Here is a 21,801-nt window from a genome sequence, read left to right on the forward strand (position 1 = left end):
GTGGACTCGCTAGGAGCGCCACATTGGTGAAACTCTCTGCAATCCAAACAAGCCATGGGTTAAACAGCAAGGATACCATTCCAGCCAACCCACAAGTTGCACTTGATGTGAGTCATTTAAGCTGGAGCATTGATGGCAAAACTATTCTTACCGATATTAACTTTGCGTTGCCGACGGGGCAGATGCTTGGGCTGATTGGGCCTAACGGTGCGGGTAAGTCTAGTTTGCTGCGCTGTTTGTATCGTTTTGTGCGCCCGACTCAGGGCAAAATCACCTTATTTGATCAAGATATTGAATATTTATCGTCCAAGGCTTTTGCCTGTAGTGTTGCCGTTGTCCAGCAAGATACGCCGCATTATTTCGACATGACCACAGAGCAATTAGTCAGTATGGGGTTAACGCCGCACAAGGGCATGTTTGACACTAACTCTAGCAAAGATGGCGAACGCATTGCCAAGGCGCTCGAAAAAGTCGGCCTCAGCCATAAAATGCACCAGCAATATGAGCGTTTATCGGGCGGCGAAAAACAACGCGCTTTGATTGCCCGCGCCATAGTGCAGCAGCCACAATTACTGATTCTTGATGAACCGACTAATCATCTTGATGTGCGCTATCAAATTCAAATTCTTGAGCTGGTACGCAGTTTAGGTATTAGCGTGATAGCCTCCATCCACGATCTCAATTTGGCCAGCGCCCTGTGTGACAGTTTATTGCTCATTCACAACGGTGAAGTTAGTGCTATGGGCACACCGACAGAGGTATTAACTGAAGCGCGTATCGGCGATGTGTTCGGTGTTTGCGCTCAGGTGTCCGTCCATCCGCAACATAAAAAACCGTTAATTAGCTATTTTTATGGTTACTATGATGCCACTCATAACGCGGATGAACGAGGCGAAGGCGAATGATTAAGGGGAGTAAGCAAAGCTGTATTTCATCTCAAACTTGGGGTCTATGGTGACACTTTTAACAAGACAACAGTTTATGCTGCTGGCGTTAGCCATATTGACATTAATGACACCGATAGCCGCGACCAGTTTTGGCGCGGCAAACATCAGCTTTATGGATGTTATTCACGTGTTTACTAATAAGGTTGCCAACATTACTCAGGCAAGCGGTATGACTGAGCGCATTGTGATGGAGCTAAGACTGCCGCGTATTTTGCTAGCATTTGTGGCGGGGGCGGGTTTATCACTGGCGGGCAGTGTATTACAAACCGTAACCCGTAACCCATTGGCAGACCCTTATTTGTTTGGCATTAGCTCTGGGGCTTCCTTTGGCGCTGTAGTGATGTTGACGCTGTTTACCAGTTCAGGTTTTTTTGACAACGTTGCCATGGCGGCGCACTCGGGGATTTTTAGCGGTTCGGGCGCGTTATCGGGATTGTTGTGGTTTAGCTTACCTTTAGGGGCTTTTATTGGCGCCAGTTTGTCGGTGTTGATTGTGTTAGCGTTATCGGGGCTTGGGCTTAATAGTCAAGTTGAGCGCATGCTGCTTTCGGGCGTAGCAACCTCTTTTATGTTTGGCGCACTGACCAGTTTATTGTTGTATTTTGCCAGCCCGCAGGCCACGGCTTCGGTATTGTTTTGGAGTTTAGGCAGTTTTGCCAAGGCCAGTTGGTCGTTACTTATTTTGCCGACTCTGGTTGTTGGGGTGAGCTTATTGATTATCTTAGGCATGAAGCGGCAGATTATGGCGCTGCAAGCGGGGGATGAAACTGCCCATACCTTAGGGGTAAATGTACCTAAGTTACGACTCAGCATGTTGTTACTGTGCTCGTTAATTACCGCCGTATTGGTTGCCACCTGTGGCGGTATTGGTTTTGTGGGTTTGATGATCCCCCATACTGTGCGCATGCTATTTCCTGGTCGTCAGCCGATTTTATTAACGGCGTTGGTGGGGGGATTATTTATGGTGTGGATTGATGTATTAGCGCGCTGTTTGTTGGGTAATCAAGAGTTGCCAGTAGGGATTATTACTGCAGCCATTGGTAGCTTATTCTTTTTACTGATTTTGCGTAGGCGCAGGGTGGTGGGGTAAGCCTGTGCGAGATGATTTTTAATCATGTAATTCAACCCCGTTCAATTCCATTAAGTTAAATAAAGTTCAATAAAGTTAAATAAGTATAAGCGGAGTAGGGATGCCTCAATCAGCTGTATCTTTTCAAATAAGCTCAGTCAGTAACGCGCAGGATCCAATGATTCAGCAGAAGATTGATCTTAAAACTAAACCGCTGGGCGCTTTAGGTCTGCTTGAATCCTTAGCGTTACAAATTGCCCGTGTGCAAGGCGCAATGTTGCCACAAGATACACTAAAAATCGCTCATCCAACTCTGCTAGTGTTTGCGGGAGATCATGGTATTGCCGCGCAGGGAGTGTCGATTGCGCCGAGCGAAGTCACGCGCCAAATGGTGCAAAATTTTGCCCATGGCGGCGCGGCGATTAATGTATTTTGTCGGCAGGTGGGCTTTAAGCTCGAAGTGATTGATTGCGGTATTTTAACGCCAGTTGAAGATGTTGATGGCATTATTAATCAACGTCTTGGCGCCGGGACTGAGGCGATTCATTTGGCGCCCGCCATGGCGCTAAATACTGTTGATAAAGGCTTTGCCATGGCGCGAGATTTAATTGAACGCCACCATCAAGCAGGTTGTAATTTGATTGCCTTTGGCGAAATGGGCATAGGTAATACCTCGGCAGCAGCAGCGATTATGGCGGCAATGATGCAACTTGATGTGGCTGATTGTGTGGGTCGCGGTACGGGAATTGATGCTGAAACCTTAGCGCGTAAACTGGCGTTAATAGAGCAAGCTTTGCTGTTGCATCAACGCGCCTTAACGGGACCCAAAGCCGTGTTAGCCTGCTTAGGCGGGTTTGAAATTGTGCAGATGACAGGGGCGATATTAGCCGCGGCTGAGCGCAAAATGCTGGTGGTGATAGATGGTTTTATCGCGACTGCTGCGGCGCTAGTGGCGGTAAAAATTGCGCCGAATGTGCGCGATTATTTAATTTTTGCCCATCAATCTGACGAACAAGGGCACCTGCGCATGTTAGATTTTTTACAGGCTAAACCCTTGTTGGCCCTCGGGTTAAGATTAGGCGAAGGTACGGGTGCCGCCTTGGCATTGCCGCTTATTCAAGCTGCAGTAAATTTTTACAACCAAATGGCGAGTTTTAGTGATGCAGGGATTGAGGCTGTTGTATGATGTACTCTGCTAAGTCTCTTATTTTACTTATTTAAAATAATAACTGTTAGCCAACTGTTTTAATCTTAAATCGTATAGCAAGTGTGAATTCACTAAGGATGCTTTATGTCAGAACGCGAAAGCTGGCACAAAGAGATAGATTTGTTTTTTGTTGCCATGGGCTATTTTACCCGTATTCCTATGCCGAGCTGGGTTGAGGTCGATGGCGATAAGTTGAATAAAGCCAGCCGTTATTTCGGTCTGGTCGGTCTTTTAGTCGGCCTGCTCAGTGCCATTGTGTTTTGGTTGACGCAGAACTGGCTCCCCGCTGGCGTTTCTGTGCTGTTGGCTATGCTCGTTGGCGTATTGCTTACGGGGGGATTCCATGAAGATGGCCTCGCCGATACCTTTGATGGTTTTGGTGGTGGTTGGACGGTCGAAGATAAGCTACGGATCATGAAGGACTCGCGCCTTGGCAGCTATGGCGCCTTGGCGCTAATGTTGGCTCTGCTGCTGAAATGGCAGTTGTTGGTCGAGTTAGCCCTGTACGATCCTGTGGTGGCGGGCTCGGCGCTTATCGTGGCGCATACCGTGAGCCGTGTGGTGTCGGCGAGTATCATCTTTAGCGAAAAATATGTTCGCGATGATGAGACCAGTAAGTCAAAGCCGTTATCGCAACATCAAGGCATTAATGATCTGTTTATCCTGCTCGCCAGTGGCGTGCTAGTACTGTTATTCCTCAAGGGATTAGCGGCATTGTCATTATTGTTGGTGATGATAGGGTTACGCCGTTTGATCATCGTGATATTCAGACGTCAAATTGGCGGTTACACAGGTGACACCCTAGGTGCTGCGCAGCAAGTGGCTGAAATAGTGTGTTATTTTGTATTGCTCGTTGTTGGTAGCATACTGTGATCCACCTCGTGCTAGGCGGCGCCCGTAGCGGAAAAAGTCGTTACGGTGAAGCCTTAGTGCGTCAATATACAGCGCTGGGTTTTGATGCCTGTTATGTGGCAACGGCGCAGGCGCTAGATGATGAAATGGCAACACGCATTGCCAAGCATCAAGTGAACCGTTCTGACGATGGCGTTGAGTGGCAATTGTTTGAGGAGCCACTGGCATTGACGGCCACATTAGCGCGCTTAGCCAAACCTGGGCGAGTGATTTTAGTCGACTGTTTAACCCTGTGGTTAACCAATCAATTACTCGCATCCAATCCGCAAGTTGATAATGAACCCGCGCCTACCGAGTGGAATGCCTCAGACTTTGCCATTGCAACGTCAACAGATAAAGCTTTAGCGAATTGGCAGATAGAAAAGACCGCTTTTGTGGATGCGCTGACTGGGCTTGAAGGTGTAGTGATTTTGATCAGTAACGAAGTCGGCTCTGGCATAGTGCCCTTAGGTGAGTTGAGCCGACAATTTGTTGACGAAGCTGGCTGGTTAAACCAAGCCGTTGCTGCCTTAGCGGATAATGTGACCTTAGTCGTTGCGGGCTTACCCCTAGCATTAAAACCGCTTTAGATTGTCTTAGGTTGTCTGAGACTTTAGTGGCTTAAATGATGTTCAAGCTGAGTTTTTATGTTAACTCCTGCAAATTGAGAATAAATTTTTAACCTATGCCCTCTTCAAACACCAACAGTACAGCCTGTGCGAATGCACTCGATAATACCCAAACAACGGTGTTGAGCACTGTGCCTTTGAGCAGTACTGCGCCTGTAGCAGGCATGAATCATCGCGCTAAGGTATTGATGATACAGGGCACAACTTCAGACGCTGGCAAAAGTACTTTAGTGGCTGGGTTATGTCGTTTATTTGCCCGTCAGGGTATTAAGGTCGCACCCTTTAAACCGCAAAATATGGCACTCAATAGTGCCGTCACCGTTGATGGCGGCGAGATTGGCCGCGCACAAGCATTGCAGGCTGCGGCTTGTTACCTTGAGCCACATACGGATTTTAACCCCATTTTGCTTAAACCTAGCTCAGACACGGGCGCGCAAATTATTGTTCAGGGTAAAGCGTTGACAACGCTCGAAGCCTCGGCCTTTTTTGGGCCTAAGTCTAAGGACTACAAAGCAATGGCACTTGGCGCCGTGCTGGGATCCTTCGAGCGATTATCCGGCCAATATCAGACTATTGTGGTTGAAGGTGCGGGTAGTCCGGCTGAGATCAATTTACGTGAGGGCGATATTGCCAATATGGGGTTTGCCGAAGCGGTGGATTGTCCGGTGATTATTATTGCCGATATCGATAAAGGCGGTGTATTTGCCCATTTGGTTGGGACGCTGGCGCTGTTATCTGTATCTGAACAAGCGCGGGTAAAGGGCTTTGTGATTAACCGTTTCCGTGGCGATATTAGCTTGTTGCAATCGGGGCTGGATTGGCTTGAAGCCTATACAAACAAGCCTGTTTTAGGCGTGTTGCCTTATCTACATGATCTGCATTTAGATGCCGAGGATGCGCTGCAAAGTGCGCCGATTAAGGACACCCATCGTCGCTTAACAGTGCGGGTGCTAGTGTATCCAAGGATCAGTAATCATACCGATTTTGATCCGCTGCGGTTACATCCTGATATCGATTTTGACTATGTGTCGCTGCAAACCCAAGCCGCTAATCACGTCACTCATTTACCCGCTGCCGATTTATTGATTTTGCCTGGTAGTAAGAATGTGCGCGCCGATTTGGCCTTTTTACGCCAGCAAGGCTGGGATAATGATATCGCCACACACCTGCGTTATGGCGGAAAAGTGCTGGGCATTTGTGGCGGTTATCAAATGCTAGGCCAGCACATTGCTGATCCCCTAGGTATTGAAGGCAGTGCTGGCGATAGCATTGGGCTTGGATACTTGCCGCTAAGCACTGAACTTAAAGCCGACAAACAATTACGGCGGGTCAGTGGACAGCTTAACCTGCTTGGACAAACTGTTGATGTGAAGGGATATGAAATCCACTGTGGTGAAGCAAGCTATCTCACGCCTCAACATGCACACAATAATGCGCTTTTACAGTTAACCCCAGATTTTACCAGTGTAAAAGTGCCAGCGGTGAGTTTTGCCGATGGGTTGCAAAGTGCTGACGCGCAAATTTTAGGTAGCTATTTACACGGCTTGTTTGATAGTCCAGATGCCTGCCAACTTATTTTGCACTGGGCGGGATTAAGTGATGCTAAGGCGATAGATATCAATCAAATACGTGAGCAACAACTCGACCGTTTAGCCGATGTGTTAGCAAAACATTTAGACATGCCAAAATTACAGGCTATTTTAGAATCATAAGTTTTTAGCAGCAGAGCGAAGGAAAGACCATGACAGCACAAACCGATAACGAGCAAACGCAAATCAAGGCCGACCGCCACAAAGAGCGTCAACAGAAACTCAAACAAGGTGTTGATGCCAAAATTGCCGCAGCCCAAGAAGAAAAGGGCATTCTGCTGGTGTTAACCGGTAATGGCAAAGGTAAGTCTACCTCAGGTTTTGGTACCGTTGCCCGCGCTGTCGGTCACGGTAAAAAAGCGGCGGTAGTGCAATTTATTAAAGGCACTTGGGAATGCGGGGAGCGCAATTTACTTGAAGGAGCGGGGGTTGCGTTTCATGTAATGGGCACAGGTTTTACATGGGAAACCCAAGATAAAGAGAAAGACACCGCAGCCGCCTTGCTCGCATGGGAAGTTGCCGAGCAATTATTACAAGATGAGAGCATAGATTGCGTGATGCTCGATGAATTGACGTACATGGTGAGTTATCACTATTTGGATGTGGAGCGCGTGCTCACTGCGCTGCGTAATCGCCCGCCAATGCAACATGTGATTATCACCGGCCGTGCTTGTCACCGAGCCATTATCGAACTGGCCGATACGGTGAGCGAAGTGCAGCCGCTGAAACACGCCTTCGAAGCGGGCATAAAAGCGCAGCAAGGTTTTGATTATTGATTTATGGTTTTGTCGCTGAACTGTTGTGGCTGAGTAATATTGGCCACAACTTTATACTTTTCTATCTCACTGGGTTAAAAGTGCGTCCGTTCTAATCCAATGCAAACTGTTTTCGTGCGGCTACGCGCGGCATATCCTTATTTGTTAGCATTCTAATATAACCAGCCAGTTCTAAATGAAACACCAACGAAAACAAATAGTATTGAAAAAATTGTCACAGGTATAATATGCCAAGCCATGACTTTAAGGTTACTTGGTGACAAAGCAGGGATTACGCGAAACCTAGCATCTATGGCAAAGCAAACAGTTAAAAATAGAAGTAGCAACTTAGCTGAAATAACATGAGAAATAGGATTGCTCATATTAAACCATTCACTAATGTTAGGTACCAATCTATATGCCAATAACAACCCTGTAATAACTTGGATTATCAAGGCAGGCATGCCAATTTTTTCATAAACTGATTCGAAATCTAATAACTGCTCTGGTGACTTGTCTCTTAGCACCTTAGGCAAAATAACGATAGATAAAACAATATGCCCTCCGGTCCAAATTGTCGCAGAAATAATATGCAGTAATAATAAAAATCCAAACATGCTTTTCTCCTAAAATGCTAACGCTGTTAACACGGACGAGCGTAGCGAATCGACCCAGTTTGCTAGCGTTTGTGATTGCTCAATATGGGTATGAATTAATGAGATGACAGTCCTCAGTAGGAAGTCACCATTCAATAACATGCCGTTATTAAACGTTAACTACTAGTGCATAGCAAGGGGTTACCCGTGAGGGTTGGTCTGAAGGGAGCCATTAGCAAATTTGCGAGCTGATAAACCAGAATATTATATGATGCGTAGCGATTATGTTTACCAAAGGTGCATTTCTGACAGTGATACTCGTATGCATAAATTGTTTGGTTAATTAATAAACCACATAAAACTGACTTCTTCCTTTTGACAACATTCTAACTCCCATCCTAATGCCTAGTATTTATGCGCGTTCCTATTTGTCAGGCTATGGGTATATTTTATGTCAGTGTATGGTTACATTATTTAGCTAAGTAATTGTTTCTAGGTATACTGCTATGTCATGGTTTGGTTTCAGCGACAATGGCTAATAAGTATATGGCTATTTGATTAAAGGCTACCTTCAGCAAATAGCCATGGAATGATATCTATGGTGCCTATGATTGTAGGATTAACATTAAAGGGATGACGATGAAACGCTATTACGTTGGCTGCATATTGGGTCTGAGTATTTTGCTTTCTCAGCAGGTATTAGCCAAACCTGCTCAGCGTATTATTGCGCTTTCGCCCCACGCGGTAGAAATGCTCTATGCCATAGGCGCGGGTGATGCGATTGTGGCGGCGACCGATTATGCAGATTACCCTGAGGCAGCTAAAAAAATCCCGCGGATTGGTGGCTATTATGGTATTCAAATGGAGCGGGTGCTCGAGCTCAACCCTGATTTAATTGTAGTGTGGGATTCGGGTAATAAAGCCGAAGATATCAATCAGCTTAAATCGCTTGGCTTTAATATTTATGGTAGCGACCCCAAGACCTTAGACGCAATTGCTAAGGAGCTTGAAGAGTTAGGGCAATTAACCGGACACGTTGAAGAAGCGCGTAACGCCGCGGCTATTTATCGTGCTGAGCTGAGCCGTTTACGGGCAGAGAATGCCGGAAAATCAGCACCTAAAGTGTTTTATCAACTCTGGTCATCGCCCTTGATGACGATTTCTAAAAACAGTTGGATCCAGCAAATTATGGATGTGTGCCATGGTGAAAATGTGTTTTACACGGCCGCCAGCGATTATCCGCAGGTGAGTTTAGAAAACGTGTTGTTGACTCTGCCCGAGGTGATTTTACAAAGCCAAGAAGAAGGTAATGTTAAAGGTGTTGATTGGAGTCAATGGCCCGAGATCCCAGCGGTTAAAAAACAACATATCTATCAAATAAATGCCGATTTATTGCACCGTGCTACGCCCAGAGCGTTACTTGGCGTGCAAGCTTTCTGTAGTGCATTAGATAAAGCACGTTAAAAATAAAAGCCAGACAGATAATCCTGCCTAGCTTTTAGTCGCATATCTTAATGAATAGATTAGAACGGTGCGTTAATATCAACCACATTAATCAGTTTGTGGTTTACAAACTCTTTTAAGCCTAAACTAATTAGCTCGCGGCCATAACCTGAGCGGCGCACACCACCAAAGGGTAAATCGGCCTTAACCATAGTTGGATGATTAACAAACATCATGCCGGTTGAAACCTGCTTAGCGACCGCTAAACCGCGTTTATTGTCAGCCGTAAACACTGAGCCACCCAGACCAAAGGGTGAGTCGTTGGCGATATTAATCGCTTCTTGTTCATCTTTCGCTTTGAGGATCATCGATATAGGGCCGAAAAACTCCCAATAGTAGGCGGGGTTATCTGGCGTGACATTAGTTAATATCGTCGGCTGCACAAAGGCACCTTTTTCTGGCACTTTAGGGCCTACTTCGGTGGCAGTTGCGCCATGTTTTACCGCATCACGCACTTTTTGCTTCACTTCGTCGGCAGCAGCCTGAGAAGATAACGGGGCCAATGTGGTAGTGGGATCCATAGGATCGCCCGCTTTTAGCGCTTCGACACCTTTGATATAACCTTGCATAAACTCATCATAAATGGCTTCAACTAAGATCATCCGCTTGGACGACACGCAAACCTGACCAGCGTTCCAGTGACGGCCAAACACTGCCCAATTAATGGTTTTTGGCAGCTCGGCATCTTCAAGCACGATAAAAGCATCTGCCCCGCCTAGTTCTAAGGTGGATTTTTTCAGCGCTTTACCAGCTTGTGCGGCAATAATTGCGCCTGCACCCTCAGAACCTGTGAGTGCTACTCCGTGTACTTTGGGGGAATTAATAATATATTCAATTTGATCGCGTGTTGCATACAGGTTTTGGAATACACCTTGTGGCAGCCCTGCATCACGCATCAGGCCTTCAAAGGCCGCTGCGCATTGCGGCACATTGGATGCGTGTTTGAGCAGTAAAGTGTTTCCGACGGATATCTGCGGCGCCAAAATTCGGGCAATTTGATAGTAAGGGAAGTTCCAAGGTTCGATAGCCAGCAACACGCCAAGGGGGTCGTGAACCAGTATCGCTTCACCTTCTGCAGGATCGGCTACTGGCAGTTTTTGCGGAGCTAGCAGTCGCTCGGTATGTTCGGCGTAATATTCGAGAATTTGCGCCGAAAGCTCGACCTCAGCTTCGGCTTCTGCAATTACTTTGCCCATTTCTAACGTCAACAACTTAGCATATTGCCGCTTGTTATCTCTGAGAATGGTTGCAGCCTTAGACAGTATTACTGCCTTGTCTGCAAAGGGAGTAGTTCGCCAAGCCAAAAATGCCAGATGGGCAGAGTCTATCGCCTGCGTGACTTCGGTATCTGTTGCATTGGGAAATTCTTTGATGAGTTCTCCCGTAAAGGGATTGATCGTTGTATAAGCCATATGTTCCTCCAAGCGTTCAACGAATAGAGTGCAATGCCAAGCCTTGGCATTAGGGATAAATGTCTTTATTTACCATCGCCCTTGTCATTACCTTTGTCATTGAAGATAGATAAGGTAAGGGATTAATCACCTACCTTTCTACTCACTCTAATTAGATAGCGATGTGAGTCGGATCACAGGGATGTAGATATCAGCCTTGTTTTTAGGCTTTTCATACTTTCGTTTTGGGTGGAGTGTTTTGTTAAACAACCCGAGTTAAGTAGGGTTGGCGCGACAACAAAGCCGCCAAAGATAGGTTAAGGGTGCGCTAATGCTGTGAGTATTTGGGTTGATATCTTGCCTATGGCAAAGGTATAGGACAGTGAGTGATTTAATGATACGGCTGCATTTTGTGAATCACATCAGGTATTGGATGAAATAATCTTGCTGTGGACATACACTCACAGGCTCAACCTACTGAATACACTCAAATACTAAAATAATAGGAAGTGCCGCCCATGAATACCTTACTCATTTGTTTATTTATTGCGATGTTATTGCCGTATTTAGCCAAAGGCCCAGTTGCATGGGCAATGGCGAAAACGGGTGGTTATGACAATAACCATCCTCGTGCCCAGCAGGCGCAGCTGACCGGTTTTGGTGCCCGCGCTTTAGCAGGGCATCAAAATGCCTTTGAATCACTCTTAGTTTTTGGCCTAGCGGTATTAGTGGTCATCGCCACAGGCAAAGTGACACCGACTGCAGAATGGCTTGCAATCAGCCATGTAGCAGCCCGTTTTGTGTATCACATCTTGTATCTTGCCAACAAAGGCACCTTAAGATCCCTCTCATGGTTTGTGGCTATTTTCAGCGCCTTCGGCATATTTTTTCAGGCTTTTTAGCATATTTGAACGGTGACATCTCAATGATGCAGTGCTTTTCTAACGCTTGAAACGAACCACCAATTCGTGCAGATCATCGGCGGTATTTTTAAGCTTGGTAATGGATGTTGAGGTATCTACAGCACTTTCAGAGCTAGTGCTTGCTAAATCAGAGATACTTACCACTTGGCGGTTAATATCTTCAGCAACATGGGTTTGCTCTTCTACTGCCGCCGCCATTTGCGTCGACATATGGGCGATGTGACCAATGGCGTCTGAAATACCGTTAAGCATAGCAGCGCTTTCAACGACCTTTTCAAGTCCTTCATTAGCCGCTTCAGTGCCAAAATGGGCGGCATCAACAGCATGCTTGGCTTTTGCCGTTAACTCATTAATGATCCCATGAATACTGTGGGTTGATTCTTGTGTTCGTTGCGCCAGATTACGCACTTCATCTGCAACGACGGCAAATCCTCGGCCTTGCTCTCCGGCTCTGGCGGCTTCAATGGCCGCATTTAATGCCAGTAAATTAGTTTGTTCGGCAATTTGCTCAATGATTTGTGCCACTTGTGCAATACGAACCGTTTGATCTGAAAGCTCGGTCACTGAAATACTGATATCGCTAACGGTACTTTTAAGTTTTTGAATCGACTGCTGGGTAACCTCGGCCATATTTCTACCTTGAATCGCTAAATTATTCGCGGTATCTGCATGGTTTGCGGTTTCTGATACGTGTATTGAAACCTCGGCAATTGTGGTGGTCATTTGATTCATTGCTGTAGCCACTTGGCAAGTTTCTGCCTGTTGCTGCTCAATTGCGGCGCAAGTGTTAAGCGTTAACTGAAAGCCATTTTCTGACTCTTTAGCAACATTTAATGCCGCATTTTCAATCCGAGTAATGACTGTTCCTAGATGGGCATTCTGGCTCAAAATACTGACCTTTAATAAACCGAGTGTACCGCTTGAATCTGTGTAAGCTCTGGCGGCAAGTTCGTTAGAAAAGCTCATTTTTAACATGGAGTTTAGCGACTCAACTGTAGATGTATATTTGTATGTCATTGAAATAGCATATAAGATTGCGGCGCTCACCAGTAAAATAGTAAACAGAGTTGGGTATCCTGCGACATAAAGTGCACCGGCTGAAATTAAGGCCAAAATAAGACATAAGTTCGCAACAGAAATGCGCCGTGATGTGGCAAAAGATTTACCCGCATTAATTTGTTGATATAAAGTATCGGCCCTTGCTACGTCATCTCGCCTAGGACATGACCTTACTGACTCATAACCGACCACTTTGCCAGCGGTAGTGACTGGCGTAACATAGGCATCTACCCAATAAAAATCGCCATTTTTACAACGATTTTTAATCACACCCATCCAAGGTTTGCCCGCTTTGAGATAAGACCACATTTGAGCAAATGCAATTGAAGGCATTTCAGGGTGCCTGACAATATTATGGTGTTGTCCGATTAATTCCGCTTTGTTAAAACCACTCACATCGACAAACGCATCGTTACATTCGAGGATCGTGCCTTGCAAATCAGTCACAGAAATGAGTTTTATCGATTCGGGGAAAGTTCTTTCTTGACGGGTAATCGGTTGGTTATTTCTCATGCCACACTCCTTTGTATATTGGCTGTTTCTCAACAAGATAAGGCTAAATAACCCTTTGGTTAATGTTACCATTAGTTAAACCGATTGATCGCCATTTATAAGTATTTTTCTTGTGAAACATATACGTTATTCCTATGGAAACGTTGGATTTAATACTCTGTTTACAATATGTTTTCATCGGGGTTTATTAATTAGGCTAGTGCTAAAGTCAACCCTAAAAATGTTCGTATCAATGAAAGTAGCTACTCATTATTAGTATTGCGTTCGCTAAGAGTCGATTAAAAAACTCTCATTCACGTTGAGCTAATGTAAATGGTTGTAAATTGGTTATATTAGAGTAGAACATCCTCGAAGAATTTGCCTTCTAACTACGGTTAATTAGATTGAGTACAGTGCTTGTACATGGATATGCCATTTGAGCCGTTAGGCAATTTTTATCAATGGATGAGGTTGGGAGTAAGTTTTTACCGCAGACATAAGTCGTTTAGCGACGGACATACTAAAATATTTATGAAATGAATCGCTTGTATGTCTGTGACCGTTGGCAGCAATGGATAACGCCGTTGAGTCCTCAGGGAGGCGTGTATGGCGTGTCACTGAAATGCAAGTGATTGACCCTATGTATTCAGTCATGAATAGCTCTTTAAACTAATAAGAGTATTACCGTTAATTTCTCCTTGATTGAATGTGCGCGGCTAAAAAGAAAGCCGCAGATGCAGCTTTCTTTTTGATGGTATTGGCCTGATATTTTTTGCTCAATAGCGACAGGAAAACTTACCTAACTCAAGCCTAACTCAAGCGCTTATTCAACCTGCCAATCAATGGCTTCACCTGCGCGGATTGGTACGACGTTGGTGTCGCCCAGCGGATAGCTTGCAGGTACATCCCATGATTTTTTAACCAACGTAATAGTGTCTGTGTTGCGTGGTAGATTATAAAAATCTGGGCCATTGAAGCTGGCGAACGCTTCGAGTTTATCGAGCGCATTCACCGATTCAAATGCTTCGGCATACAACTCAATGGCGGCGTGGGCGGTATACGAACCCGCGCAGCCACAGGCGGCTTCTTTTTTATCTTGGGCGTGTGGCGCTGAATCGGTACCGAGGAAAAACTTCTTGCTACCACTTGCCGCAGCGGCCAATAGCGCCTGCTGGTGAGTGTTGCGTTTTAAAATCGGTAGGCAATAAAAATGCGGACGAATACCGCCAGCTAACATGTGGTTACGGTTATACAGCAAATGGTGGGCTGTGATAGTTGCGGCCACATTATCAGAGGCTTGAGTGACAAAATCGACCGCATCTTTAGTGGTGATATGTTCAAGCACGATTTTAAGGTTTGGGAAATCGGCAACAATTTTGCTGAGGATATTTTCGATAAAAACGCGCTCGCGATCGAAAATATCAATCGATGAGTCCGTGACTTCGCCGTGCACTAAAAAAAGCATACCGACTTCTTGCATGGCTTTAAGGGCGGGGTAAATGTTTTCAAGCGTGGTCACGCCAGAATCTGAGTTGGTTGTTGCGCCCGCAGGATAAAGTTTTGCAGCGACAATTTTACCCGATGCCTTGGCTTTGCGGATTTCATCGGGGCTGGTTTTATCAGTTAAATACAACACCATTAAAGGTTCGAACTGTGAGCCTGTGGGTACCTTGGCTTTAATGCGGTCGTAATAAGTTAGTGCTGTTTGCGTATCGATAGCGGGCGGCACTAAGTTTGGCATAACGATAGCGCGGCCCATATAGCGGCTAATATCACGCACGGTATCTTTAAGCTGGGCGCCATCTCTTAAATGGATATGCCAATCGTCTGGGCGAGTGATCGTTATTGTCGTCATAGGGTTTTATCTTTTGATTGTTTTGGCTACGAGGGTGGCAGGATCTTATGTGGCAAGGATTTTACTGTAAAGGGAAACTCAGTATTTTGGAGCAATAAGTTATCTTAGCCACCGTTTTAGCGATTTAATCGTGATACGAGCGTATATCATGCTGGATCCCGTATTACCCAAATGGGCTATTTTTGCTTTTTCACCTTAGCTCTTAGAGCTAATTTGCCCTTGCACGTAATGACGGGAGATCTTCAACCCTGTTAACCTGCTCTATCAAAAAATTAGTGTCATCACTCTGGTTACGTTAACTGAGGCGGCAATGATTTTTAAAGCACGCTTATAAAGGTAAAGGATGAACCAGTGAAACCGTTAAAACAGCATCTGCTGATCTGCGTTTTATGCCCATTCCTGCTACTGAATTCCCCTATCGCACTTGCCGATAACGATATTGAAATTAGTGGTTTAGTGATAGATAGAACCTTAACTCGATTTGGTAAAGACTTTGGCTTTTATTATTCAAGCTATTGGCGCGAGCTGCCTTTTACGCAAGGCTTTAACGTCACCCTGTATGAGACGGTATTCCCTCAGGCTGGGACTGTTTTAACTTTAGAGGTAAACGGTACACGGATTTACACCACCCATTTTGGTCGTCGTGCAAATCCGATAAAAGAGAGCGCAGAGCAGGCAATTCTACTCACGATTGATTATTTAGCGCAAGTGAGAGCCAATGCAGTAACAGGCGATTTTTCAAAAACATCGGATGATTTTTAGGATAATAAGAATGACCTACAGGACGTTATTTGCCCTTGTTACGCTATGCGTAGCAGGTAGTGCTCAAGCCACTGAATTGATATATACCCCCATTAACCCCAGTTTTGGTGGCAATCCGCAAAATGGGGCCTTTTTATTAAATAAAGCCCAAGCGCAAAATGATAATAAATCAATGTCGAGCGAGAAGGACTTTGTCACTCGTTTTAAGGAATCCTTAGAGCGTAATATTATCAACTCGATTACCCGAGGTGTGGCCGACGGGGAAATCACCGATGGTGTTTACGATACTGGTGATTTTCGTATTGAAGTGGCAGCGACCGGCAATGGGGTAATGTTAACGATTACTAATATTGAGACGGGTGAAGTCACGGTCATTGAAATGCCAACATTTGGAGGTATCAATTAATGGCCCGTTTAGTATTAATCAGCCTAATGTTAATGAGTGTTTCGGCGTGTAGTTTAATCTCAAAACCAGATCTCAATATCACCACTGCAGAAGTGAATCCCATTAGTGAAGTGATGCGTGGGCTGCAAGCTCAGCCTGGGCCTAAGTTTCCTATACCCGTGGCGGTATATTCTTTTCGCGATCAGACGGGGCAATATAAACCACAGGCTAACGTAAGTTCGTTTTCGACCGCTGTGACTCAGGGCGCGACGTCGATGTTGATGCAGACCTTGCTTGACTCGAAATGGTTTACTCCCGTTGAACGTGAAGGGCTACAAAACCTGCTGACCGAGCGCAAAATTAGCAACAAACAAAGTGGCACTAAGGGTGATGAAGTTCCCGTATTATCCACCGCCAGATTATTACTCGAAGGAGGCGTAATTAGTTATGAGACTAACACCAGCACTGGCGGTAGCGGTGTCGAATACTATGGTATTGGCGCATCAGAAATGTATCGTGAAGATCTGGTGACCATTTATTTACGCGCTGTGGATGTGCATACCGGCAAAGTGATGATGTCGGTTTCAACCAGCAAACGGGTTTTATCCCAAGAAATGCGCGCGGGTTTATTCCGTTACACCAGTTTAAATCGACTCGCAGAGGCTGAAGTCGGTTTTACTACTAACGAGCCTGTGCAATTTTGCGTGCTGCAGGCCATTGAGCTGGCGGTTGCTGAACTGATTGATAAGGGAATTAAGCAAGGCTATTGGAACCCAACTCAAATAGCGCAACCTGCTGAAAAAGCGCAGGAGCTAAGTCAGAGTTAAGCTAGAGCTAAAGCAATCTAAGTTTTAGCTCAGTCAGCGCTAGGTTTCGCTTTAGCCAAAGTTAAGGGATTTAATCTTCAAGAATTAACCAAAAAACCGAGCCATTTAATCTGGCTCGGTTTTTTTGTTATCTCGCTCTAAGCTGTAAAGCACCTTTTTGTTAATCGGCTTGCATGGCCTTCCAAAACAGTTCAAAACTGGCATTGCGATATTGGTTATCACGGCCTAAATGTGGGTTATCAATAAAAAAGCGTGTGGCAGCTAGATACTGGCCATGGCAGTTTTCTAGCATCAGCTCCACAGGGTAGTGAGCGATTAATCCTATCATTTGCCCCTGCTTAATCAGTTCGCTAATAAAGCCTAAAATATTGTTCATGGCTTGATCTCGCACATTTTTTGCAATCATAGGCGACATTGAGTATTGCTGGAAAAACAATTGCTTAATTGGGTTTTTAAGCGACCAATCTATCGCACTTTGCCAGAGTTGTTTGGCATTGTGTTTAAGATTGCTGCCTTGTTGTGCATTTAACAGTAAAGCATTAGCAAACTCTTGTTTTATAGTCAGAAACAAACATTCCATCAGGGCTTCTTTAGAAGGGAAGTGATGGAATAAGGTGCCCGTGGCTACACCAGCTTGCTTTGCTATTGAGGCGGTTGAAGTGCCATGAAATCCTTGGCTGACAAACAGCGCCAAAGCAGTATCGAGAATGGCTTGGCGCTTGTCTGTCTTAGTTTTTATGGGTTGTTGCATTAACGGTGTGTTCACTATTTATCCCCGTTACTAGCGCAAGAACAGCTTCATCAACATACGTTGGATAAATGTGCCGTAGGGCGGGTGTACAAACTTACCTGTATTGAATCGACCTCGGCTGAGTACAGTTTTAGCATGGCTGAAGGTTAAAAAGCCTTCTTTACCATGGTAATGCCCCATACCCGAGGGACCAATACCGCCAAAGGGAGCGTCGTCGGCGGCCACATGGAATACGGTCTCATTAATACAGACGCCACCAGAATGGGTTTGCAGGAGGATTTTTTGCTGGCTGGGCTCATCAAAACTCATGATATAAAGCGCTAAAGGCCTTGCTCTGTGATTGATATATTGAATCGCTTCATCTAGGGAGTTATAGCCAATTATCGGCAATAATGGGCCAAAAATTTCCTCTTGCATTAATAGCATATCTTCACAGGTATTCGTGATTAGCTGAGTTGCGAGTTTGCGATGCTGGCTATCTATGGCTTCGTCCGTCGCCGAAATAATATGGGCACCCTTAGCTTTCGCATCCTCGAGCACTGTCATAAGGCGGTCAAACTGACGGGTATTAATGATGCTGCCATAGTCTTTGTTGTGGTTTATCGCGCCGTACATGGCATTAAATTTAGCTTGGTAGGCGGCAATAAATTCATCCACTTGGGCTTTAGGGCATAGAACATAATCGGGTGCCACACAGATTTGTCCGGCATTCAAACACTTACCATAAATCATTCGTTCTACTGCTATCTCAAGCGGCATATCGGGGGCGATAATTACTGGCGATTTACCGCCCAGTTCGAGTGTCACTGGGGTTAGGTTATTGGCTGCGGCGCGCATCACATGACGACCCACTGTGGTGGAGCCGGTAAAGAGTAAATGATCGAAGGGTAGGGCAGAAAACTCCGCCGCCACATCTGCTTCACCTTCGATAACAGCAACATGGGATTCATCGAAGACTTCTGCTAATAGCTGTTTTATCACTTGATTGGTAGCAGGGGTAAACTCAGACAATTTGAGCATGGCATGATTACCCGCGGCAATGGCGGTCACTAACGGGCCAATGGACAGCATCACGGGGAAGTTCCACGGCACGATAATGCCAATAACCCCTAGGGGCTGATAATGCACTGTGACTTTAGCGGGCGCGAGTAAAATACCCGCATGGCGAGGGCTAGGCTTGAGCCACTTTTTCAGATTTTTTAGGCTGTAATTGATGTTGTTGATGACCGGCATAATGTCTGAAATCAAGCTGTCATCAATCGAACGGTGACCATAATCTTGGCTTAATGCTTCAACTAAAGGGGTTTTAAAGCGTAGTACTGCGGCTTTAAGTTGGTTTAATCGCTCGCGGCGCATACCGTGATCTGGATTAGGCGCTGCCAAATAACTGCTGCGTTGTCGTTGAAATAATTCACTTAAAAGGGATATTTTTGCTTGTTCTGTGGTCATATTTATCGCCGTGATTGTAAGTGTTAGATGTTAACAACGGGTATTGGAACAGTTGGTTTATTCACCAATAAAAAACCGACTGATTAGTCGGTTTACTCTAGCGTGCTTAGCCTGATGATACAAGTCGTTTGGTGCATTTTTGAGCATGGTCACGGCATGTGCTAGGGTTAACTTTTAAACTGAAGTCAGATATTTACTAACCGATTGATGATCAATTTTACATAAGGAGGATGTATGGCACTGTTAAAACATGGAATTTCGATTGGTATTGAACGTCATGGTGACGATGACTTTTTTGTTGCAGTTAAAGCTATTGGTACTTTGACGCATCAAGACTACGAGATGATGGTACCTGTGTTGGAATCTGCACTGGAAGGAGTCAAAGATCCCGATATTTTTGCCTTAGTGGATGTTACTGAACTAGAAGGTATGGAGTTAAAAGCCGCTTGGGATGATATTAAACTTGGGGTTAAACATATTCGACATTTTGAAAAGATTGCTATCGTCGGTAAAACAACGCTGCAGGAAGTATTAGCTAAATTGGCGAATTGGTTTACGCCTGCTGAAGTTAGATTCTTTGTCGATAATGGCGACGCTATTGCTTGGCTAAAAAATGAATAGCATTAATTGGGTTCTGTCAGGACAGTTCAGCTAACACTGCTCAGTCATCGATTAGCACTTAAAGGAGTACAGATTATGCGTACAGGTCAAATACTTTGGCCCACAGATTTTTCGGAAACTGCGGCCCATGCACTGAGCTATGCCATTGAAATGGCAAATCTATACCATGTAGGCTTAAAAATTCTACATGTGGTAGAGCAGCCGATCGGTGATGAGAACTTTATGATTTTGTCTATCACTCCTGAGGAGCTTATCAAGAGCATGGAGCAAGATGCTGCAACCAAAATGCAGGCACTGTTAGAAAAGCTACATACTGATTTACCTGTCACGACCTTGATCCGTCGCGGTGATCCCGTTAATGAGATTTTAGATGAGGCCAACAGTAAAGATACTGGCATGGTGGTGATTGCGAGCCATGGTCGCACGGGTATTTCGCACTTTTTGCATACCAATGTCGCCGAAGCGGTGGCTAACGGTGCCGCTTGCCCTGTACTTGTGGTGAAGTAAGTTAGCGGCATGACTCACAAGGTGAAAGGACGCTCAATGCGTCCTTTCTTTTTGATTGATAAAGAATAATTAATTAGTCTGATAATGCAAGAAGCATAGCTAATGGCTATAAGTTAATGGTATTTTTAGATTGATAATAAATCGTTAAGCCTGATAATCAGCTCATTAAAACTCAAATAATGGATAAGCTTATGCGTACTCAAGAAGTGTTATGTCCTACGGATTTTTCATCAACGGCGGCGCTCGCGCTAAAATATGCTGTTGAAATGGCAAATCTTTACCATGTCGATATCCGTTTATTACATGTGACAAGTCCTGCCCGTGGCGCTCATTGTTATGGTATTGCCGTTGATATTCCATCCACATTAGAAAGTGAACTCAAGGCATTTGTTGATGCAAAGATGCAAAGTTTGCAGCAAGAAATGCAGCAGGGACTTACCGAAGGGCTTAATATCAAACTCGTGGTGCGTCATGGCGATGCAATTGATGAAATTTTAGCAGAAGCTGTTGATGTAGGTATGCTCGTAATCGCTAGTCATGGCAGTAGTGGCTTAGCTGATTTTTTAAAGCCTCATGTCACGCAGGATATTGTGAAATATGCCAAATGTCCGGTGTTAGTGGTGAAATAGTTCGACACCAACAGTAAACCTAAAGGGGATCGTGCTTGATCATCTTGGGGACAATTAAATCCGGTGACGTCTCAGTATGATTATCAAAAGAGATGAGGCGTCGATATTTTTCTTTTAGTGCCCACAAAGTCCCATTGTCAGTAATTTGCTTGAGTCCAATATTAAAATCATCACGAATTTGTGCATTCAGAAACGCAAAACGGTATTCAGTGGGGGAAAATATGGGATGGCAAACAGTCTGTTGTGTTAAATCTTGTGGAGTCAGCTTGCCTTCAATAAAAGCCTGCTTTAAGTAGTATTCAAAAATATATTTATTCATCACAATCACATCGGCCCTGTGCTTCATTAACATATACACCTGTTGTATTTGCTGTGCTTGCTCTTGATAACCTTTGTTGCTCTTGGCCATTTGGGCAAATTCATCCCCAAGTAAGCTTGATGCGCGCTGGAAAGTGACGACATGTTTGTGATTTAAATCAGCGATACTATTGATATTATATTGGTTTGACATGAGGCTGATTGCGCAGTTTTGGTACGTTATTGCCACATCGGAATAAAAGACATTTTTAACCATACCTTCTTGAATATTAATAACACCATCAAGTTTAGCTTCTTTTAATTCGTGAAAAGTACGTGCTAATGGTAGGTAATGAATTGAGGCAGTATGCCCTTTAACCGCCAGTGTATTGAAGAGTAATTCCAGTTCTAATCCACTATTGGTTTCTTGAATGACATAGGGCGGTATAGATTGGCTCGCTCCAATTTTAAGCTCTAGTGCTTGGCACGGTTGAACGCAGCACAATGTCAGTAATCCTGCCCACTTATACTGACAATAGTGATACCGGTAGCGATTATGCCAAATGGCTGCTCTAGCGGATTTATGTGCAATATTGAACATAAATTATCAATACCTCCTGCTTTCAATTTGCAATGGCTAGAGGCCAAAGTAATGAGTCTCGATAGT

Annotated in this window: 22 protein-coding genes; 15 read left to right on the forward strand and 7 right to left on the reverse strand. The window is 44.9% G+C overall.

What is annotated here, in order from left to right:
- The first annotated feature begins 26 nt into the window (after positions 1-26).
- The 7 genes from C9I43_RS01790 to cobO all read left to right on the forward strand — a co-directional run bounded on the left by C9I43_RS01790 (position 27) and on the right by cobO (position 7,108).
- Positions 27-905, forward strand: a complete 879-nt coding sequence (locus C9I43_RS01790; RefSeq protein ID WP_107883994.1) for an ABC transporter ATP-binding protein — start codon at positions 27-29, stop codon at positions 903-905.
- 46 nt (positions 906-951) lie between these two features.
- The gene (locus tag C9I43_RS01795; RefSeq protein ID WP_107881742.1) at positions 952-2,037 is read left to right on the forward strand and encodes a FecCD family ABC transporter permease; all 1,086 of its coding nucleotides are present in this window, start codon (positions 952-954) and stop codon (positions 2,035-2,037) included.
- A gap of 100 nt (positions 2,038-2,137) precedes the next feature.
- Complete coding sequence (gene cobT, locus C9I43_RS01800) at positions 2,138-3,202, forward strand: nicotinate-nucleotide--dimethylbenzimidazole phosphoribosyltransferase (RefSeq protein ID WP_107881744.1); 1,065 nt, start codon at positions 2,138-2,140, stop codon at positions 3,200-3,202.
- 105 nt (positions 3,203-3,307) lie between these two features.
- Entirely contained in the window at positions 3,308-4,096 is a 789-nt protein-coding gene (locus C9I43_RS01805) for an adenosylcobinamide-GDP ribazoletransferase (protein ID WP_107881746.1), read from the forward strand.
- The gene (gene cobU / locus C9I43_RS01810) at positions 4,093-4,704 is read left to right on the forward strand and encodes a bifunctional adenosylcobinamide kinase/adenosylcobinamide-phosphate guanylyltransferase (RefSeq protein WP_107881748.1); all 612 of its coding nucleotides are present in this window, start codon (positions 4,093-4,095) and stop codon (positions 4,702-4,704) included. Before C9I43_RS01805 ends, cobU begins: the two co-directional genes overlap by 4 nt.
- 203 nt (positions 4,705-4,907) lie before the next feature.
- A complete protein-coding gene (locus C9I43_RS01815; protein ID WP_373455344.1) occupies positions 4,908-6,455 on the forward strand; it encodes a cobyric acid synthase in 1,548 nt (515 codons plus the stop codon).
- 29 nt (positions 6,456-6,484) lie between these two features.
- Positions 6,485-7,108: a cob(I)yrinic acid a,c-diamide adenosyltransferase gene (gene cobO, locus C9I43_RS01820; protein ID WP_076501064.1), complete on the forward strand. Its 624-nt coding sequence runs from the start codon at positions 6,485-6,487 to the stop codon at positions 7,106-7,108.
- A gap of 152 nt (positions 7,109-7,260) precedes the next feature.
- On the opposite strand, the gene C9I43_RS01825 is transcribed toward cobO, so the two are convergent.
- Positions 7,261-7,704, reverse strand: a complete 444-nt coding sequence (locus C9I43_RS01825; protein WP_076501052.1) for a CopD family protein — start codon at positions 7,702-7,704, stop codon at positions 7,261-7,263.
- A 618-nt stretch (positions 7,705-8,322) separates the two neighbouring features.
- Between C9I43_RS01825 and C9I43_RS01830 the strand changes: the two genes are divergently transcribed.
- Positions 8,323-9,147 carry a cobalamin-binding protein gene (locus C9I43_RS01830; RefSeq protein ID WP_258191668.1) on the forward strand — a complete coding sequence of 275 codons (825 nt, stop codon included), beginning with the start codon at positions 8,323-8,325 and terminating at the stop codon, positions 9,145-9,147.
- A gap of 59 nt (positions 9,148-9,206) precedes the next feature.
- On the opposite strand, the gene C9I43_RS01835 is transcribed toward C9I43_RS01830, so the two are convergent.
- Complete coding sequence (locus C9I43_RS01835) at positions 9,207-10,598, reverse strand: NAD-dependent succinate-semialdehyde dehydrogenase (RefSeq protein ID WP_107881752.1); 1,392 nt, start codon at positions 10,596-10,598, stop codon at positions 9,207-9,209.
- A 497-nt stretch (positions 10,599-11,095) separates the two neighbouring features.
- Here C9I43_RS01835 and C9I43_RS01840 point away from each other — a divergent pair, with 497 nt between their 5' ends.
- Complete coding sequence (locus C9I43_RS01840) at positions 11,096-11,479, forward strand: MAPEG family protein (protein ID WP_076501044.1); 384 nt, start codon at positions 11,096-11,098, stop codon at positions 11,477-11,479.
- 39 nt (positions 11,480-11,518) lie between these two features.
- On the opposite strand, the gene C9I43_RS01845 is transcribed toward C9I43_RS01840, so the two are convergent.
- Together C9I43_RS01845 and pyrC are read right to left on the reverse strand one after the other, a co-directional pair.
- Positions 11,519-13,072, reverse strand: coding sequence for a methyl-accepting chemotaxis protein (locus C9I43_RS01845; RefSeq protein WP_107881754.1), 1,554 nt, complete (start codon positions 13,070-13,072; stop codon positions 11,519-11,521).
- 802 nt (positions 13,073-13,874) lie between these two features.
- The gene (gene pyrC / locus C9I43_RS01850; RefSeq protein ID WP_107881756.1) at positions 13,875-14,906 is read right to left on the reverse strand and encodes a dihydroorotase; all 1,032 of its coding nucleotides are present in this window, start codon (positions 14,904-14,906) and stop codon (positions 13,875-13,877) included.
- Positions 14,907-15,257: 351 nt separating this feature from the next.
- Between pyrC and C9I43_RS01855 the strand changes: the two genes are divergently transcribed.
- From C9I43_RS01855 to C9I43_RS01865, 3 genes are read left to right on the forward strand one after another with little or no spacing between them, the layout of a single operon-like run.
- Complete coding sequence (locus tag C9I43_RS01855; RefSeq protein ID WP_076501038.1) at positions 15,258-15,668, forward strand: curli production assembly/transport protein CsgE; 411 nt, start codon at positions 15,258-15,260, stop codon at positions 15,666-15,668.
- A gap of 10 nt (positions 15,669-15,678) precedes the next feature.
- Positions 15,679-16,074, forward strand: a complete 396-nt coding sequence (locus tag C9I43_RS01860) for a curli assembly protein CsgF (RefSeq protein WP_076501036.1) — start codon at positions 15,679-15,681, stop codon at positions 16,072-16,074.
- Positions 16,074-16,880 carry a CsgG/HfaB family protein gene (locus C9I43_RS01865; RefSeq protein WP_107881758.1) on the forward strand — a complete coding sequence of 269 codons (807 nt, stop codon included), beginning with the start codon at positions 16,074-16,076 and terminating at the stop codon, positions 16,878-16,880. The genes C9I43_RS01860 and C9I43_RS01865 overlap by 1 nt, the downstream gene beginning before the upstream one ends.
- A gap of 160 nt (positions 16,881-17,040) precedes the next feature.
- Here C9I43_RS01865 and C9I43_RS01870 read toward each other — a convergent pair whose 3' ends face one another.
- Together C9I43_RS01870 and C9I43_RS01875 are read right to left on the reverse strand one after the other, a co-directional pair.
- Positions 17,041-17,646, reverse strand: a complete 606-nt coding sequence (locus C9I43_RS01870; RefSeq protein WP_181317838.1) for a TetR/AcrR family transcriptional regulator — start codon at positions 17,644-17,646, stop codon at positions 17,041-17,043.
- A 15-nt stretch (positions 17,647-17,661) separates the two neighbouring features.
- Positions 17,662-19,080 carry a coniferyl aldehyde dehydrogenase gene (locus C9I43_RS01875; protein ID WP_373455336.1) on the reverse strand — a complete coding sequence of 473 codons (1,419 nt, stop codon included), beginning with the start codon at positions 19,078-19,080 and terminating at the stop codon, positions 17,662-17,664.
- 234 nt (positions 19,081-19,314) lie between these two features.
- On the opposite strand from C9I43_RS01875, the gene C9I43_RS01880 reads away from it, so the two are divergent.
- The 3 genes from C9I43_RS01880 to C9I43_RS01890 all read left to right on the forward strand — a co-directional run bounded on the left by C9I43_RS01880 (position 19,315) and on the right by C9I43_RS01890 (position 20,837).
- On the forward strand, positions 19,315-19,701 hold the full coding sequence (locus C9I43_RS01880; protein ID WP_076501030.1) for a SpoIIAA family protein: 387 nt from the start codon (positions 19,315-19,317) through the stop codon (positions 19,699-19,701).
- A 75-nt stretch (positions 19,702-19,776) separates the two neighbouring features.
- Entirely contained in the window at positions 19,777-20,208 is a 432-nt protein-coding gene (locus tag C9I43_RS01885) for a universal stress protein (protein ID WP_107881763.1), read from the forward strand.
- 191 nt (positions 20,209-20,399) lie between these two features.
- Positions 20,400-20,837 carry a universal stress protein gene (locus C9I43_RS01890; RefSeq protein WP_076501025.1) on the forward strand — a complete coding sequence of 146 codons (438 nt, stop codon included), beginning with the start codon at positions 20,400-20,402 and terminating at the stop codon, positions 20,835-20,837.
- A gap of 19 nt (positions 20,838-20,856) precedes the next feature.
- Here C9I43_RS01890 and C9I43_RS01895 read toward each other — a convergent pair whose 3' ends face one another.
- On the reverse strand, positions 20,857-21,735 hold the full coding sequence (locus tag C9I43_RS01895; RefSeq protein ID WP_107881765.1) for a substrate-binding periplasmic protein: 879 nt from the start codon (positions 21,733-21,735) through the stop codon (positions 20,857-20,859).
- Positions 21,736-21,801 lie beyond the last annotated feature (66 nt).

The organism is Shewanella morhuae, from assembly GCF_003028295.1.
Lineage (GTDB): Bacteria > Pseudomonadota > Gammaproteobacteria > Enterobacterales > Shewanellaceae > Shewanella > Shewanella morhuae.